Source organism: Cobetia crustatorum, from assembly GCF_000591415.1.
Classification (GTDB): Bacteria; Pseudomonadota; Gammaproteobacteria; order Pseudomonadales; family Halomonadaceae; genus Cobetia; species Cobetia crustatorum.
Genome location: NZ_JEMF01000008.1, coordinates 18339 through 35098, shown reverse-complemented (window position 1 = coordinate 35098; position 16760 = coordinate 18339). Strand labels below are relative to the sequence as shown.

The 16760-nt window shown below is 59.5% G+C and carries 10 protein-coding genes and 3 pseudogenes; 8 read left to right on the top strand and 5 right to left on the bottom strand.

The window, feature by feature from the left end; all coding sequences use genetic code 11:
- Positions 1–74 precede the first annotated feature (74 nt).
- The gene (locus tag BF12_RS0101655) at positions 75–1577 is read right to left on the bottom strand and encodes a peptidoglycan DD-metalloendopeptidase family protein (protein ID WP_246116436.1); all 1503 of its coding nucleotides are present in this window, start codon (positions 1575–1577) and stop codon (positions 75–77) included.
- 642 nt (positions 1578–2219) lie between these two features.
- Between BF12_RS0101655 and BF12_RS0101650 the strand changes: the two genes are divergently transcribed.
- Both BF12_RS0101650 and BF12_RS0101645 read left to right on the top strand, forming a co-directional pair.
- Complete coding sequence (locus BF12_RS0101650) at positions 2220–3122, top strand: LysR family transcriptional regulator (RefSeq protein ID WP_024950746.1); 903 nt, start codon at positions 2220–2222, stop codon at positions 3120–3122.
- 64 nt (positions 3123–3186) lie between these two features.
- Positions 3187–4197, top strand: coding sequence for a glutathione S-transferase family protein (locus tag BF12_RS0101645; RefSeq protein WP_024950745.1), 1011 nt, complete (start codon positions 3187–3189; stop codon positions 4195–4197).
- A gap of 40 nt (positions 4198–4237) precedes the next feature.
- Here BF12_RS0101645 and BF12_RS0101640 read toward each other — a convergent pair whose 3' ends face one another.
- A complete protein-coding gene (locus BF12_RS0101640; RefSeq protein WP_084487921.1) occupies positions 4238–4759 on the bottom strand; it encodes a YaiI/YqxD family protein in 522 nt (173 codons plus the stop codon).
- Between the two features lie 573 nt (positions 4760–5332).
- Between BF12_RS0101640 and BF12_RS18200 the strand changes: the two are divergent.
- The 3 genes and pseudogenes from BF12_RS18200 to nfi all read left to right on the top strand — a co-directional run bounded on the left by BF12_RS18200 (position 5333) and on the right by nfi (position 8574).
- A pseudogene (locus BF12_RS18200) lies at positions 5333–7050 on the top strand (DEAD/DEAH box helicase).
- Positions 7051–7243: 193 nt separating this feature from the next.
- Positions 7244–7813, top strand: a complete 570-nt coding sequence (locus tag BF12_RS0101630; RefSeq protein WP_024950743.1) for a hypothetical protein — start codon at positions 7244–7246, stop codon at positions 7811–7813.
- Between the two features lie 5 nt (positions 7814–7818).
- Positions 7819–8574, top strand: coding sequence for a deoxyribonuclease V (gene nfi, locus BF12_RS0101625; RefSeq protein ID WP_024950742.1), 756 nt, complete (start codon positions 7819–7821; stop codon positions 8572–8574).
- 43 nt (positions 8575–8617) lie between these two features.
- On the opposite strand, the gene BF12_RS22575 is transcribed toward nfi, so the two are convergent.
- The 3 genes and pseudogenes from BF12_RS22575 to BF12_RS0101610 all read right to left on the bottom strand — a co-directional run bounded on the left by BF12_RS22575 (position 8618) and on the right by BF12_RS0101610 (position 13538).
- Positions 8618–8932, bottom strand: a complete 315-nt coding sequence (locus BF12_RS22575; protein ID WP_248623587.1) for an SbcC/MukB-like Walker B domain-containing protein — start codon at positions 8930–8932, stop codon at positions 8618–8620.
- 2607 nt (positions 8933–11539) lie between these two features.
- Positions 11540–12168: pseudogene (locus BF12_RS22570) on the bottom strand (AAA family ATPase); the annotation flags it as partial.
- On the bottom strand, positions 12165–13538 hold the full coding sequence (locus tag BF12_RS0101610) for an exonuclease SbcCD subunit D C-terminal domain-containing protein (RefSeq protein ID WP_024950739.1): 1374 nt from the start codon (positions 13536–13538) through the stop codon (positions 12165–12167). The gene BF12_RS0101610 and the pseudogene BF12_RS22570, both read right to left, overlap by 4 nt.
- A gap of 346 nt (positions 13539–13884) precedes the next feature.
- Between BF12_RS0101610 and BF12_RS0101605 the strand changes: the two genes are divergently transcribed.
- The 3 genes and pseudogenes from BF12_RS0101605 to BF12_RS23515 all read left to right on the top strand — a co-directional run.
- A complete protein-coding gene (locus BF12_RS0101605; RefSeq protein ID WP_024950738.1) occupies positions 13885–14304 on the top strand; it encodes a DUF1499 domain-containing protein in 420 nt (139 codons plus the stop codon).
- Positions 14305–14800: 496 nt separating this feature from the next.
- On the top strand, positions 14801–16144 hold the full coding sequence (locus BF12_RS0101600; RefSeq protein WP_024950737.1) for an MFS transporter: 1344 nt from the start codon (positions 14801–14803) through the stop codon (positions 16142–16144).
- 235 nt (positions 16145–16379) lie between these two features.
- Positions 16380–16733 (top strand): annotated as a pseudogene (locus tag BF12_RS23515) (exodeoxyribonuclease V subunit gamma); the annotation flags it as partial.
- Positions 16734–16760: the final 27 nt, after the last annotated feature.

The window sequence follows — 16760 nt, the reverse complement described above, 5'->3', positions numbered from 1 at the left end:
TTTTTGTGGGACAAGGTATGCAATGCAGGGCGGGCGAACAGGATAGTCAAACGACTCGCCGACCTGCCATATCGCTAGCTTTCGTCGCCGTGTGATGCGGTAGAAGTCTTGGCGATGGCACCGGTGTTGTCAGCGGCTTCAAGCTTGGCCAGCATGTTTTGAGATTCACGCTTGAAGGAGGCCAGCGCCTTGCCAGACAGTGAATTGTTGTTTGGCAACTGAACGCGCATCGCATTGACCTGACGATTGTTGACCATCACTTCATAGTGCAAGTGTGGGCCAGTGGAACGCCCGGTATTGCCAGATAGTGCAATCTTCTCCCCCATCGTTACACGCTCACCTTTCTTGACGAGCGGCTGGGAGAGGTGCAGATAGCGTGTCTTGTAGCCGTTATCCATGCGCAGTACCAGATAGCGTCCGGCAAGCGGGTGATTGCCGACCAGTTCGACCACACCATCAGCAGTCGATAGTACCGGCGTGCCGACACGTACTGCGAAATCGGTGCCTTTATGCGGGCTGATACGACCGGTGACGGGGTGACGGCGGCTCAGGTTGAATGGCGAACTGATACGCGCCTTGTGTGCCAGTGGATAGCGATTGAATGCGGGATCAAGCCCCTTGCCATCTGGGGTGTAGTAGCGGCCATCGCTACTGTTGCGCACTACCGTCAACGACTTGCGTGCACCTTCATAGCGGGCGGCCAGAATGCGCGAATCGGTACTGGTACCTTCGATCATGTCAGACTCGACCAATACCTGGAACTTGTCGCCCTTGCGGGTATCACGACGGAAATCGATCTTCTTGCCCAATACCTGTGTCAGCTGGGTGACATCAGCGACGCCAAGACCAGTGGACTCGGCAGACAGCGAGAAGCTGCCGCTCACTTCGCCAGCGAACATGCGCTGAGTGGCTTGAGTCGCTTTCTCAATCTTGGCGACATTGAAGGCAGTATCATCGGCATTACGCTTGACCATGAAGCCGCGACGAGCATCTTTCATGATGCGCAGTGCCAGCAGATTACCCTCTTCGTCCAGCTTGTAGTCGAAGCTGTCGCCAATTCGCCAGTGGGTCAGCACGCGCTTGTCCGGCAGGGACTTTATGATACGTGTCGTCTCGCTATACCCCAGGCCTAGAGAGCGCTCAGCCATCACGGCAAAGGTATCACCCGCCTGAACGGTATAGGTCTGCCACTCGGGAACGTAGACTTCCTTGGCTGCCAGCTCGGTTTGAAGCGTAGGGCTCTCCCCCAGCTCGACCGGATCAACCGACAGGTCATCGTAAGAGGTGCCACCCGCTTGCTCGTCAGTCGCTGTCCCGATAACCGCTTCGGCTGTCTTCACCGCAACCGGTGCCAGAGCCACGACAGGGCCGGCCGCGTCTGCTTTGGGATGATAGGTTTCATCTGTCAGCAACGTGGGCATGTCGAAATTGATATCGACGATTTCGCTGGGCTTGAGTGCGGCCAGTGGAATATCACCGGTGGCTAGAATGGCCTGCTGTTCGGCATCCAGGCTGGCAGCAGACCGGCTGGCAGAAGACAGAGGAGCTTGCGCGGTGTCGGTGCCAGGAGTAGGCATCGTCATTGAGCCTGTAGCGCGCATATCTGCGCCAGCCAGGTCGATGGCAATGCTTTTCGAGATAGGTGAAACATCTTGAGTATCAAGAGTTTCGATAAGCTTGTGAGCGCCCAGCACGGTGACCATTGTCGCAACAGGTAAAAGAAGATACTTGTGCACGCGTGGGAGCGAATGGAGGATTCGCAGCATTAAGGTGACCAATAATGAATAAGTGAAGTGAAAAGATGACAACAAATTTAGCATTCGAACCTTAACCAAGGATTTTCACCACCGATAGGGTGGACACATATCCAGTATGAGTAATTCAACCTTATTTTTATCATGGCTAGTGCGAATAGAGGTGTCTGTAGCATGAGGTCGGACGAAAATAGCGCCATTTTTGCTTAAGAAACACTGTTCAAGTAGTAAATCCTGCTGGGTGTTAAATTTTGTAACAATGCAGTAAAAGGCCGCAATTGCCCGCTCACATTGAGAGGATGGCAACCTGATGGAAGATGATTGCTACCAGTTGCCGTCAAGCAGTGAATGCTGGATGTCCTGTCATTCACGATGGTGCCCAGCATATGTTGTCTGATTTTTTATCTTCGTCATGTCAGGATTGACTCACGTGTATTACCGCACGCGTTCTGGAGAGTTCCCTCGATGTCGTCACGCGTGACACTGGCTCAGTGGCAAATGTTGGCCGCCGTGATCGATCACGGCAGCTTTGCCCGTGCAGCCGAGGCCATTCACAAGAGTCCTTCAACACTCAATCATGCTGTTCATCGGTTGGAGTCATTGCTTGGCGTCAAGGTGCTTGAGCCGGCTGGGCGTAATGTTCGTCTGACTGAAGCGGGAGAGTTGTTGCTCAGGCGCGCACGTCAGTTGATAGAGAACGCCCAGGCACTGGAAGAGGTGGCTGACTCATTGTCTGCCGGACTGGAGAGCGAAATCACGCTTGCCGTGGATCAGTTGTTTCCTCCCGACGTGCTGGCGCGAGCGCTGGAAGCCTTTTCCGCTGCTTATCCTCAGGTACGTGTCCAGTTGCACGAGACGGTACTGACGGGAGGATGTGAGCTGTTCGATAGCAAGCAGGTTGATCTCCTGATCAGCGGTCTGGCTATGAGAGATCATCTCGGCGTACCTCTGGTGCGCGTGCCCTTTGTCGCGGTGGCGGCTCCTGAGCACCCGTTACATCAATTGCAGCGCCCGCTGGATCTAAGAGATCTGGTTCAGCACCGCCAGCTGGTATTGCGTGATAGCGCGGCCACCTCCGACATGGATGCAGGGTGGCTCAAGGCCGAGGCGCGCTGGACTGTTAGTCATGTGGCAACCTCGGTTGATCTTATCGAGCGCGGGCTGGGCTTTGCCTGGCTACCCCAGACGCGGATTGAAGCTTCACTGGCTGCAGGGCGTCTCAAACGACTATCGCTGGCGAATGGCAGTGAGCGTGACGCCACATTGGTGCTCTATCTGCCAGATGAAGACCGTGCCGGCCCTGCCATTCAGGCGATGGTGGAACATCTGCGCGTCGCAGCCGGTCTGACGAAGATGTCAGCAATGTAGCTTCAACGTGTTGGCTGCCATTTTTGACAGCAGCCGTCGTTGATCATCAACAGGAGCAAACAGCATGGGATTACTGGTCGAGGGATGCTGGCAGGACCGCGGATACGACACCAAGGGTGCCGGTGGAGAATTCAAGCGCGAGAGCGCCAGCCTGCGTGACTGGGTCGTGCCCCCCGGTGCGACCGAGCAGGGCCCTGACGGGCAGGCGGCGGTTCCCGCCGAAGACGGGCGCTATCATCTCTATGTCTCGCTGGCCTGTCCGTGGGCCCACCGTGCGCTGGTGATGCGTTCTCTCAAGGGACTGACATCGGTCGTGGGCATGTCCTTCACCAGCCCCTACATGCTGGAGCATGGCTGGAGCTATCTCGAGGAAGAAGGCTCCAGTGGTGATCCAATCAACGGCGTGCGCTACCACCATCAGCTCTACACCATGACCGACCCGCACTACACCGGCCGTGTCACCGTACCGGCGCTGTGGGATCGCAAGGCGGGGCGCATCGTCAGCAACGAATCCGCCGACCTGGTGCGCATCTTCAACGACGCCTTCGATCCGCTGACCGGCAATGACCTCGACTTCTATCCCGAGGATCTGCGTGGCGAGATCGATGCAATCAATGCCGAGGTCTATGACAGGGTCAACAATGGTGTCTACAAGACCGGCTTTGCCACTCGTCAGGAAGCCTATGAGCGTCATTTCACGGCGTTGTTCGAATGTCTGGACTCGCTGGAAAGCCGTCTGGCCAGCTCACGCTACCTTGCCGGTGAATGGTTGACCGAAGCGGATATCCGACTCTTCACTAGCCTGGTGCGCTTCGATGTCGTCTATCACGGCCATTTCAAGTGCAATCAGCGCCGCATCACCGACTATCCCAATCTTTCGAACTACCTGCGCGAGCTGTACCAGTGGCCGGGCATCGCCGAGACCTGCCATTTCGATCACATCAAGACTCACTACTACGGCAGCCAGCTTGCCGTGAATCCGACCGGCATCGTCCCCATTGGCCCGGCGCTGGAGCTTGAGGCGTCCCATGATCGCGAGCGCCTGAAAGGGCAGGGCATCCGCCGCCACGCCTGACAAGAGGGTTTTATCTCACTGTCGTTGCATCCGGCCTGAATCAGGCGCCTGATCTGGGGCGTCTGACCTTCGCCAGCCAGCGATCCAGCGCATTGCCGAAGTCGCGTTGCTCGCGCTGGCCATAAGCCGAGGGGCCGCCGGTATGCTCGCCGCTGGAGCGCATGCTTTCCATGAAGTCGCGCATCTGCACGCGCGCACGGATATTGTCTGCATCCAGAATCTCACCACGGGTGGTCATGACGTGGGCGCCTTTCTCGATAGCTTCCAGTGCCAGCGGAAGGTCAGAAGTGATCACCATGTCCCCCGGATGAGCGCGCTCGACGATCAGCTGGTCAGCGGCATCAGCCCCCGCAGGCACCGATAGCGCCTTGACATGAACGGAGCGCGGCAGCGGCACCTGATGATTGGCCACGAACCAGGTCGGCGTGGCAGTGCGCTCCGCTGCCCGTACCAGAATATCGCGTGCGGCACGCGGGCAGGCATCAGCATCCACCCACAGTGTTGTTTGGTGTTCAGAAGGCGCTGTCGTGACATGTTCAGACGGCGATATGGTGTCGGTCATGCAGGTAGCTCCCAGAGGGATTGTGAAGGCCAGAATGTCAGGCAGTCTGCGACCAAGGTCAAAAGAAAAGATGCAGAATGCGTGAGGGGCTGCTAGAATGCCAGTTCCTCGCATGTAGTGACCCACCATCCTGAGTAGCCGAACCCGACGCGATCGCCTTTTATATATGGCCATCAGCCGGTATTTCGTGCCTCCCGGACCGCGTGGCGTAGCTTGCCCGAGCCATCCGTGACCCCTCGAATTTTCGACGTCCGGCCGCCACGATGCAAGACCCGTCCCTGTCCACAGTGTGCATGATGGAGCGTCCCGAGACTCGTATGTAGAAAGAGCCTCTGGTTGCTGTACGGTCGCCGCAGCGTTGTGCCTGAAAGTGGAATTGCGTCCGCCTTCAGTGCAACCCGGGCCCGTCCATGCCAAGACGTCCAAGTACGTATTCGTACGTTTTTTCTGATGATGCCAGTGCCTTGTGCCTGACGGCATCGCCAGACGGAGCCCTTACGCTTCGTGTCGGTTCAAGCCGACCCATTCTTCAGCCGCAAGCTTTACTTGTGGCCATTTAGGTGTGAGATATACATGACCACGACTTCCGTCGTCGATCGCTTTAGCGATCTTGCCCTGCTGCCTGCCGTCCTGACCTCTCTCGAGAAGCTGGGCTACGAAACTCCGTCCCCCATTCAAGCTCAGACCATCCCGAGTCTGCTTGAAGGGCGTGACATGATCGGCCAGGCGCAGACCGGTACCGGCAAGACCGCTGCCTTTGCTTTGCCGCTGTTGACCCGTCTTGATCTTGACCGCCGTGAGCCGCAGGTTCTCGTGCTGGCTCCGACCCGCGAGCTGGCTCAGCAGGTCGCTGTCAACTTCACTCGTTACGGTCAGTTCATGCGTGGCCTGGAAGTGGCGACTCTGTGCGGTGGTCAGGATTACCGCGAGCAGATGCGCAGCCTGAAGAGCGGCGCCCACGTCGTCGTTGGTACCCCGGGTCGTGTCATCGATCACCTGGATCGCAAGAGCCTCAACCTCAACGGCCTGAAAGCCTTGTGCTTGATGAAGCCGATGAAATGCTGCGTATGGGCTTCATCGATGACGTCAAGCGCGTCGTGGCTGATACACCGAAGGAAGCGCAGCGCGTCTTCTTCTCCGCGACTCTGCCGACCGAAATCGAGCGTATCGTCAACCGTTACCTGGTTGATCCGGTCAAGGTCGCCATCAAGTCCGAATCCGGCATGGCATCTACCATCGAGCAGATGATGGTGCGTGTCGAAGGCGGTGCCAAGCTGGAAGCGTTGTCTCGTCTGCTGGAAGTCGAGACAGTCGATGCTGCTATCGTCTTCGTGCGGACTCGTGCTGCCTGTACCACTGTTGTCGAGCAGCTGATCGCACGCGGTATCTCCGCGGCGGCCCTGTCCGGTGATCTGGATCAGTCCCTGCGCGAGCGTACCGTGACCCGCCTCAAGCGTGGCAAGGTCGACGTGCTGGTCGCTACCGATGTCGCCGCTCGTGGTCTGGATGTGGCGCGTATCACCCACGTCTTCAACTATGACCTGCCGGGTGATAGCGAATCCTTCGTGCACCGTACTGGTCGTACTGGCCGTGCCGGTCGTGAAGGTCGCGCCATCACCTTCGTCAGCGGTCGTGAAATGCGCAAGGTTCGTTGGATCGAGCAGGCCTTGGGCCAGCGCATCACCGAACGCCAGCTGCCGAGCGAAGAAGAAATCCGCGGTCACCGTGACGCTGCGTTCCGTTCACGCGTCGTCGAAGCACTGGGTAGCAGCTCCAACGGCCATCGCGCCCTGGTGCAGAGCCTGGTCGACGAAGGTCACGATCCGGTCGAACTGGCTGCTGTCTTCGTCAAGATGGCACGTGCTGAAGAAACGCCGATTCAGTCTCTGCCGAAGCCGGGTGCACGTCGTCCTGAGCAGCGCAATGAGCGTCCGGAACGTGGCGGTGAGCGTGCAGAACGTGGCGAGCGTCGCACTTCTGCCCCGGTCGCCCGTGAAGGCATGAAGCTCTATCGTGTGGCTGTTGGTCACCGTGACGGCGTCAAGCCGGGTCAGCTGGTTGGCGCACTTGCCAACGAAGGCGGCATCGAAGGTGCACGCATCGGTCGCATCGACATTCGCAACACGCACAGTGTCGTGGAATTGCCGAGTGGTCTGCCGACCAGCGTCGTGTCCAAGATGGCGCGTGCTCGCGTCGCTGGTCGCCCGCTGGAACTGGCCGAAGATGGTGCTGCCGCTGGTGGCGCACGTCCGCAGCGCCGTGAAGGTGGCGACGACCGTCGTCGCGCCTGATCTGGCATGAGCCTGTCGCTCATTGAGCGATAGTGCTAATAGAACCGGTACCTCTAATAAAAGAGGTGCCGGTTTTTTTGTGCCCGCGAAACAGGATAAGCCAGACTGATATCCTGTTGTGGTCGTTGGCTAGTCGCCTCGATGATGCCAAGCTTCTGTTAACGCAACTCCCTGTCTTTATGAGGAATATCACATGATTCATGCACTCGGCGGACATGCTTTTCAGCGGTCGGCACCTGCGGCTAGTCGCCTGTTGCTGTGCGCGATACTGGCAGCCCCCATGTTACTGACGGGTCTGTCGGTACAGGCTCAGGAAGCGACGAGCAGTGCCTCGCCAGAAATCACGCTTGCACTGGTCTCGCTGGAGGCGTTGCGGCTAGCGCCCGTCGTCACACCGGATGGGAAGCCGTTAGGGCAGGTCGAGGATGTATTGAGCGATGCAAATGGCCAGATTCATCGCCTGTTGATTCATCCTGAAGATAAGCAGATGGCAGCTAGCATCGACTTCGCGCGCTTCACGCGTGAGGCTGTGAGCGACCCGACCCAGGCACAGGCGCCGGGAGATATACGTTATCGACTGGTATTGGACATGACGCCTGAACAGCTGACGGCCCGCGCGGACCAGCCGCTCTCCAGCCGACTCTCGCGTCAGCTGGAGCGCAGTATGGGAGAGGTGGAAAATGGACTGGATAGCTTCCGCGATCAGGCGGCTGACGTGCTGCGCTCGCTCGGCAAGCAGCTGGAAGGTGAATCCGACAAGTAGGAGGCATGATGTCCGCACTGCATGATTGGAGCCTCACGCCGACGGTTGCCGTAGCGCTACAGCGTGAACTGGCCACTCGGCTGAGCCTGATACCTCCAGCCGGTTGGACATCGCCAGACGCATGGCCTGCCACCATCACCGGTGTCGATATTGGCTTCGAGGAAGAGGGGGCGATCACGCGTGCCGCCGTGGTGACGCTGGACCTGGCCACGCTGGAGCCACTCGAGCAGCGGCTGGTACGCCAGCCAACGCGCATGGCGTACATTCCGGGTCTACTGTCCTTTCGAGAACTGCCGGCTGCCATCGCCGCACTGGAATTGCTTCAGCAGCCACCCGAGTGCCTGATGGTCGATGGTCACGGTATCGCGCATCCACGCCGCCTAGGCGTGGCAGCACACCTGGGGCTATGGTGCGATCTGCCAGCACTTGGCGTCGCCAAGAAGCGTCTGTGTGGCAAGCATGATGAGCCGGGAGAGGAGCGCGGTGACTGGGTGGCACTGATGGATCGTGTTCGCGAGCCTGATGCAGCACTTGGTTTGATCGATGATCCGACACGTGCCAAGCGCGAGCAGCGCAGCCGACTGGGTGCCGTGCTGCGCTCACGCATCAACGTCAAACCGGTATTCGTCTCACCGGGCCATCGCATGGATCTCGAGACCGCGTTGGCGCTGACGCGGCACTGCCTGGGCAAGACCAAGCTGCCAGAGCCCACGCGGCTGGCGGATCAGCTTGCCAGCCGACGCCTCAAGCAGCTGCGCTGAACGGAGCTGAAGAGCGTTTCTCGAATGGTGGGCATTCCTCGTGTCAGCTCTCGATCTCCAGTCGACTCTGGCCATTGCCGGCCGGCTTGACGGCGATGCGCACCGGAATGCGTTCATGCATCTCGGCGACATGCGAGATGACACCGACACGGCGACCACTGGCCTGCAGGCCATCCAGCGCCTCCATCGCCAGTGCCAGTGAATCTGGGTCGAGGCTGCCGAAGCCTTCGTCGATGAACAGCGATTCGATCTTCAGTTCGCCAGACGCCATGCCTGCGAGCCCTAATGCCAATGCCAGCGAGACGAGGAAGGTCTCGCCGCCGGACAGTGAATGCACGCTGCGCAGCTCGTCGCCCATCTCGGTATCCACCACCACCAGCCCCAGCGGGCTGGCGCCACGTGCCAGACGATAGCGGCGCACCAGATTGGCCAGATGCAGATTGGCATGTTCGATCAGGCGCTCCAGATTGAAGGCCTGGGCGATACCACGGAATTTGGCGCCACTGGCACTGCCAATCAGCTCTGACAGTGCGCCCCAGCGTTCATGTTGCGCGCGGGCGGCCTCGAGAGAGTCACGTAACGCATCGCTTCCCGTGCGGCGCTGGTCGTCATTGAGTACCGCAGCCTGAGCCGCTTGATACATCTCGCGTATACGAGCAAGTGGTGTCTTCAGCACATCGCTCAGGCTGACTAGCACCGCAGCAAGCTCGCTCAGGCTGTCGTGATGATCGCTGCAGTGAGCATTCTGATGATCGACAAGCTCATGCGTGGAAGCTCCCTCCTTGTCGGATATCGCCGCAGACTGAGAGCCTGATGTCAGCGCCAGTCTCAGCGTCCATGTCAGTGCCTGCTCGGCCTGTGTGCGAATGGCAACATCGCTGCTGGCCACCTCTTCACCCACCACGATTTCAGTCTCTTCCGTTACCGGCATTGCCAGGCGCTCGAGTACTGCTTGCCATGCGGGTGTCTGTGCGGCTTGCCAGTGGTGCTGATGACGAGCGTGGCGCTCCTCGCACAAGGTGTCCGCACGAGCGACACGCTCATGGACACTTCGCAGCTGGTGTCGCAGTGCCTGCAGATCATGATCCTCGACGGCGAGCAGGGCATTGATGCGAGCATCATCCAGTGTCGGATTCGCTGCCTGCCAGCGCGCACGCTCTGCCGTGAGAGCGGCTTGCTCCTCGCTCAACTCAGTCTGGCGTTGCGCCAGATTGGCCTGTTGCTGTGTCAGTTGCTGATGCTGGTCGTTGAGTTCCTGCAGTGTCTGGCGCGCCGTGTCCTGCGCATTGCGAGTATTGGCCGTGTGCTTCTCGATCCATGCTGACCAGTCACTCACGCTTGCATGCTGTCGCCTGGAGTCTGCGTTCAGCTGCTGGGCCAGCGTGTTGCTCAGCTGGTCGATCTCCTTCGATAGCGCTGCGAGCTGCGTCTCATGCTGTTGAATCTGCGTTTCGCCATGCTGACACTGCGTCACCAGCGTCGCATGTTGCGTTGTCAAAGCCTGCTGTTGCTCGTGCAATGGTGTCAGCTGGCGCAGAGTCGCGACTAGCTGGGTCTGGCGGGCTTCCAGGGCTTCAAGACGTTGTTCGACTACTGTCAGGGCATCAGCTGCTGGCAGCTGCGTCAGCGACTCGGCCAACGCTTGCTGGGCCAACGCGGGAGCGCTGTTTGCCTGAGCGATATTCGCTTGGGTCTGCTGTGCCTGTTGCTGCAAGGCGCACAGCTCCGATTGCAGCTGTGTCTGTTCCTGGCCTTGATAGCCAAGCTGCTGTTCGAGACGAGTATGCTCATGATTGGCAGCATCCACGGCTTGCTGGGCGGAGGCTGTCGCCTGGCGGCGTAGCTCAAGACGCTCATCTGCCTGTTGCTCCAGCTGCGCGATCAGCGCCTCAGCCGGTGCTGCCTTGCCAGCGGCGGGGTGATCATGACCGCCACATACCGGGCATTCTTCTCCAGTCACCAGCCCACGGCGCAGTGCCATCACGTTGTCACTGCGTGCCAGTCGCTCACGTTCTTGCTGGCGACGCTCGGCCTCTTCTTCGTTCAGTGCCTGCTCGCGCGCCTGTTGTGTGCGCTGCTTCTGGCTTGTGACATCGTTCAGCGCTTGCTGCTGTCGTGGTAGCAGCTGTTCAAGCTCGACCAGACGCTTGTGGACCTCATCGTGACGCGCCAGACAGCTAATCTGCTCGCGTAGCAAGGGGGTCAGCTGGAAGAGCGCATCGCGCTGACGTTGCAGATGATCGCGATAGCTTTCTGCATCCTCAAGCGGTTGACCTGACTCGTCGACCAGCGCCGCCTGCAGCTGCTGGAGTTGCTGATCGAGTTGCTGACGCTGTCGATTCTGTACCTCTAGGTCATGCTGATGTCGGTTCAGCATTTCGCGGAATTGCCCAAGCTCGCTCAGCTTACTGGCATGTGCTTCGCGCTGCTGCTCCAGTCGTGAGGCTACGCGTTGCGCTTCGTCGCGTTGTGGCAATTGCTCGGTGCGCCAGCCCTCGCAGCGTGCCATCTTTTCATCGGCGGTCTTCTTGTCGATATGGGCCTGCTCACGCTGTGGTGTCAGGAGACTGAGTTGCTGTTGAACCTGCGTCAGCTGCGTAGCCAGTTGTGTGTGCTGAGGACCAATCGTCCTGAGGCGTAGCAGAGCAGGGCGAACCGGTGCGATGGCTTCCAGTGCACTGAGTTGCTCGCGCTCACTGGCCAGTGCATCACTGGCTGCGTGGGCATCGCGTTGTCCCTGCTGGGCTTGGCTCAATGACTGCTTGAGTGCCAGGGCCGTGGTAGTCCACTGATGGTATGCCGTCAGCGCATCGTGCTGCTCGCTGAGCCGTGACAGGGCAGACTGGCGCTGACTGACCTCATTCTCGAGGGCTGCGCGTGCTTCCGGGCTTGCCGGAAGCTGCCCCTCCAGCGTGCGCTCTATCTCGTTGACTGCCTCGCGCGCACGGCGTTCGCGCTCGTAGGCTGCCTTGGATATCTCGGAATAGTGACCGGTATCGGTGAGCTTCTCGAGCAGCTCCGAGCGTTCGTTATCATTGGCGCGCAGAAAGGCGCTGAATTCGCTCTGGGCCAGCAATACCGCGCGCGTGAACTGATCGAAGTTGAGGCCGAGCTTGTCGATGATCAGCGCTTTCGCATCATTGCTGGTGGTATTGAGGGTCTGTGCTGACGACTCATCACCGGGCGCAGGTAACAACTGCAGATGTTGCCTGGCCTGTTGCAGACGGCCACCGGGCTTGCCGCGCGCACGGCTGACGCTCCAGCCGGCGCGGTAGCGCAGGCCATCACGGCCAATGAAGTCCACCTCTGCCATGCCTTCGCCACAACCACGACGCAACAGACTGCGTGGGTCCTTGAGGGTCAGGCTCTGGTCACTGACATCGTCCAGCTGGCCGCCACCGGGTGTCTGACGCAGGCGGGGCGTGGTGCCATAAAGCGCGAGGCACAAGCGTCGAGCAACGTGCTCTTGCCGGCGCCCGTCGGGCCGGTGATGGCGAACAGACCGGCATCTGCGAGCGCACCACTCTCGAAGTCGATTGTCTGTGGGCCTGCCAGCGACGCCAGGTTTTCAAGACGCAATGCGAGAATCTTCATGCCTTGTCTCCTGACGGGAGAGTGTCGTTGGCCAGCGATGTGCCTTTCATTGGCTCACCTTCGAGGCGTGCCTCACGCGCGGCCTCGACTTCCTCGAGCAGCTGGGCAAAGTCCTCGATCAGCGTCGCATCAGGTGGGCTGTCATAGATCGCGCGGTAGTGGCGATCAAGTAGTCCCAGCGGGCCAAGTTCATCGAGCTTCACGTTGTCTGGTTGGCGATGCTCCGCACTCGGTCGAGGGTAGCGAGTGGCCAGCTTGATCAACCGCAGGGGCGCTTCTTCGAGCAGCTCCTCGATGCGCGCGCGCAGGTCTATCACCGGAGACTCAAGCTCCACGGTCACCTCAAGCCACGGCCAACGTGCCTGTTCGAGATGCTTGTCAGCGTTGGCTGCTGTCTGAGTGAGCTGCGCGGTGATCGCGGCGAGTGGTGCCGGCCCGAGACGTAAAAGCTCGACATGACAAGGCACGCGATGCTCGTACACCTTCTCGAGCTGCTCACCCTCGAGCACCACCTCCAGCACGCGATGCCCGTAATCGACCTCAGAGAAATCCATCGCCAGCGGCGTGCCGCAATAGCGGATGCGCTCCTCACCGCCAACCCGCTGCGGACGATGCAGATGGCCGAGCGCTACATAAGCGATATCAGTGGGAAACAGGCTCGTCGGTAACGCCTCTTCGCCGCCCATCAGAATCGGACGCTCGCTGTTCTCTGACACTTCGCCATCGCGCATGTGTGCATGGCCCATGGCGATCAATGCCTCGCCAGGCTGTCGCTCTGCTCGGGCGGCGCGTACCAGCGCTTCGTGCACGTGTGCCACGCCATCACGATAGGACTCGCTACGTGTGCGCTCTGCCTTGCTTTCGTCTTCATCGTGACGCGCAGCGCTCAAGCCGGTGACTTCGGCAGGACGCAGGAAGGGCACCGCCAAACATAGGGCACGGCGGGTTCCGTCACGATCGTGTAGCGGCACCAGCAGATGTTGGCTATCGAGAGTGTGAGCCTCTCCACCGTGTGAAGATTCATCTACCCAGCGTACGCGGCCCAGGGCATGGGTCTTGAGGCGTGCGAGCAGGGCGGCTGGCAGTTCGATGCGCGAGCCGGAGTCATGATTGCCGGCAATCATCACGATCTCGAGGGCGGCATCCTGCTCATGGGCCCGCACGATGAAGTCGTACAGCAGCTCCTGGGCGGCAAGGCTGGGGTTGACCACGTCGAAGAGATCCCCCGCGATCAGCAGGGCATCCGGTGCGTGTTGCGCAAGCTGGCTGAGCAACCAGTCAAGGAAGGCCGCATGCTCGACGTGACGGCTCTGGCCATGAAAGCTCTGACCGAGATGCCAATCGGAGGTGTGCAGAAAGCGGAAGCTCACGACGCTGTCCTTATGTAGATAGCTTTGGAACGAGGCGAAATGTCATCAGTGTACGGATTGCATCGGTGAGGACGAAGCGCTGTCACGCTGAACGTGCTTCATGCGGTGTGCATTTTCAGGCAGTTGATGTGGATCATGCTTTATCCGTTCATATCACGAGCAAAGTCGACAAAAGTCGCTACGCTGAAAGTCGAGGCCTTTGTAATTTGTCGTCATCCTCGAACGTGCACTGGCAGGTGCATTGGCACGAGGCCTCACGAGAAGCTCTCACCGCGTTTCATCAATAATCAGGCCGGCAGCGCGATAGACGTTGTACATGGCCCAGAGATGACAGGAAGGATTCGCAATGCGCCCAGGACTTTTTGCCTCACCCCGTCCCGACAATCTCGGATTGCACGATGGTCTGCTGGCACCTGCGCCCAGCACCCCCAATGGGGTCAGTTCCCAGGCCACCGACAGCAAGCATTTCGTTGCCCCACTTCCCATGCCGACGGACTGCTGTGTCAGTGCCATGGAGAAACTGCACGGCATTATCGAATCCCTCGGCCATGCCGAGATCATCAGTGCAGACGATGGATACCTGCACGCTGAGTTCCATACACCCTTGCTGGGCTTTGTCGATGATGTGGAAATCGTCTGCAACGAGCAGGAAGGCGTCTGTCACGTGCGCAGTGTCTCGCGCATGGGGCATTCTGACCTGGGCAAGAATCGTCAGCGCGTCGAAGACATCCGCAAGCGCCTTGAGGGGTGGGGGTACTGTTGTTGATCATCGATTGTTGCTCCGCTGCTGCTGAGCGGCGGTGGTTGAACCACTGTCGTTGAACCACTGTCGTTGAACCACTGTGTTGACCTGATATTACTGAGCCCCGAAGTCCCTGATGAGTTCGCATGAATCATGTTGGCGCGAGCATTCATCAGGGGCTTCGGGGTTCTTGTATCTGTCTATTTTGATTCATTAATATATGAAATTGGCACAGGAGGGTGCTACCCAGTCCAGGCAGCCTTTGCTACTCTGGTGGCGTTACATGAAACGCATGGTTGTGCTGCCATGTATTGCGTTATACGCAATATTGTAGTGCGCCAGACGCAGGCAGGATTCCGCACCATCGTCGTCGCCAACATCAGAGCCCCTCGGTCTTTTCGCTCGCTTTCTGGCGTCTCCGTCGTTAGCCAGACCGCAGGAACGCCCATATAACAACAGGCACGACGCGTGAATCATCCTTGATCACCGCTGAACACCAGCCCCCGCCAATCAGAGACCCATGAACGATTCCGTCCCCGCAGCGTCTTCCCCGTCTGCTGCCAGTGCTTCTGCATCGCCCGAAAACACGCTCAAGCGTGGTGACATCAAGGTACTCGGCCTGTCTGCCCTCGGCGGCGCGCTGGAGTTCTATGACTTCGTCATCTTCGTGTTCTTCGCGAGTGTCATCGGCCAGCTGTTCTTTCCACCGGACATTCCCGAATGGCTGCGTCAGGTTCAGACCTATGGCATTTTTGCCGCCGGATATCTGGCGCGTCCGCTGGGCGGCATCATCATGGCTCACTTTGGTGACACCCTGGGCCGCAAGAAGATGTTCACGCTGTCCATTTTCCTGATGTCGTTGCCGACCCTGTTGATGGGCCTGTTGCCGACCTATGCCGTGATCGGTCTGTGGGCTCCGCTGCTGCTGGTCATCCTGCGCATCTTCCAGGGCGCTGCGGTCGGCGGCGAAGTGCCAGGTGCCTGGGTCTTCGTCAGCGAGCATGTCGCGCCGCGCCACAATGGTCTGGCCTGCGGGACGCTGTCGATGGGACTCGTCGGCGGCATCTTGCTCGGGTCGCTGATGTCCAGCGCCATCAATCATGCCTATTCGGTCGAGGAAATCAGTGACTTTGGCTGGCGGATCCCGTTCATCGTTGGTGGTGTACTGGGGCTAGTGTCGGTCTATCTACGCCGCTGGCTGCACGAGACTCCCGTCTTCGCCGAGATGCAGCAGAAGAAGACGCTGGCGGCCGAGCTGCCGATGAAGATGATCCTGCGTGAGCAGCGTCCGGCAATCGCGGTGGCCATGGCGGCCACCTGGGTGCTGACCGCCGCCATTGTGGTGGTCATTCTGATGACGCCCAACCTGATCAGCGGGCTGGAAGGCCTGAGTCGCGCGACAGTGGCGTCGGCCAATAGCCTGGCGATCGTGGCTGTCTGTTTCGGCTGTGTCATCTCCGGTTACATGGTGGATCGCATCGGAGCCGGTGTGACCATGGCGTTGTGGAGCGGGCTGCTCGGCGTGACCTACTGGGTCTTCTTGACCACGATGCACAGTGATCCGAGTCTGCTGATCCCGCTTTACTGCCTGACTGGCTTCAGTGTTGGCATCGTCGGTGTCGTACCTAGCATCGCGATTCGTGGCTTCCCGCCGGTGGTGCGCTTCACGGGCCTGTCGTTCTCCTACAACGTTGCCTACGCCATCTTCGGCGGCTTCACACCCATCATGGTGGCAGCCATGATGGAGAGTTCACCGCTGTCGCCTATCTGGTATGTGGGCGCATTGTCGGTGATGGGTGTCGTGCTGGGGCTGTGGTTGGCGGTCAATCCACGCGGACGTGAGATGATGAACGTATCTCACTAGACGCTTTACTGAATCAGGCCGCTGGCGTCCAGATCACGTGTCTCGCATCACTGGTTCAGGATTCAGGCAGAGTGGCCTCTCTGCCTGAAAACGCGCATCACCTTCACGGGTGGTGCGCGTTTTCGTTTGGGGTGTCGGGCCTGCGACGCTAGGATAGATCCATCCTTTTTCATTTCCGCGCAGCGGCTTGCCACGGCCACGATGGCCGGGTTGTCTCTCCCAGCAGGATGCCCGCATGTTTACCGTTCTCCACGCCAATCATCTTGAAGACCTGCGCGACCTGGCACTCAAGGTGATCAAGGCCGCTCCCCAGCCACCGCTGGTGCCGGAAACCTTTCTCGTCCAGTCCAATGGCATGGCGCAGTGGCTCAGACTGTCGTTGGCCGAGGCCGATGGCATCGCTGCTTCGGTGGATTTTCCGTTGCCCTCAAGCTTCGTCTGGCGTGCGTATCGTGGCGTGCTTGGCGACGATATTCCGGAGTTATCGCCCTTCGACAAGGGGCCACTGGCCTGGCGATTGCTGAGACTGCTGCCCGGTCTGCTCGCTGATGAGGCCCAGGCCGATTGCTACGCACCACTGCGGGATTATCTCTGTCGTGACGAGCGTGGCCAGCTG

What these genes read in the sequence shown, in the direction of transcription:
- BF12_RS0101655 (WP_246116436.1), bottom strand. Translation starts at nt 1,577, where the DNA reads ATGCCTACTCCTGGCACCGACACCGCGCAAGCTCCTCTGTCTTCTGCC.
- BF12_RS0101650 (WP_024950746.1), top strand. Translation starts at nt 2,220, where the DNA reads ATGTCGTCACGCGTGACACTGGCTCAGTGGCAAATGTTGGCCGCCGTG.
- BF12_RS0101640 (WP_084487921.1), bottom strand. Translation starts at nt 4,759, where the DNA reads ATGACCGACACCATATCGCCGTCTGAACATGTCACGACAGCGCCTTCT.
- nfi (WP_024950742.1), top strand. Translation starts at nt 7,819, where the DNA reads ATGATGTCCGCACTGCATGATTGGAGCCTCACGCCGACGGTTGCCGTA.
- BF12_RS0101605 (WP_024950738.1), top strand. Translation starts at nt 13,885, where the DNA reads ATGCGCCCAGGACTTTTTGCCTCACCCCGTCCCGACAATCTCGGATTG.
- BF12_RS22575 (WP_248623587.1), bottom strand. Translation starts at nt 8,932, where the DNA reads ATGGGCGACGAGCTGCGCAGCGTGCATTCACTGTCCGGCGGCGAGACC.
- BF12_RS0101645 (WP_024950745.1), top strand. Translation starts at nt 3,187, where the DNA reads ATGGGATTACTGGTCGAGGGATGCTGGCAGGACCGCGGATACGACACC.
- BF12_RS0101630 (WP_024950743.1), top strand. Translation starts at nt 7,244, where the DNA reads ATGATTCATGCACTCGGCGGACATGCTTTTCAGCGGTCGGCACCTGCG.
- BF12_RS0101600 (WP_024950737.1), top strand. Translation starts at nt 14,801, where the DNA reads ATGAACGATTCCGTCCCCGCAGCGTCTTCCCCGTCTGCTGCCAGTGCT.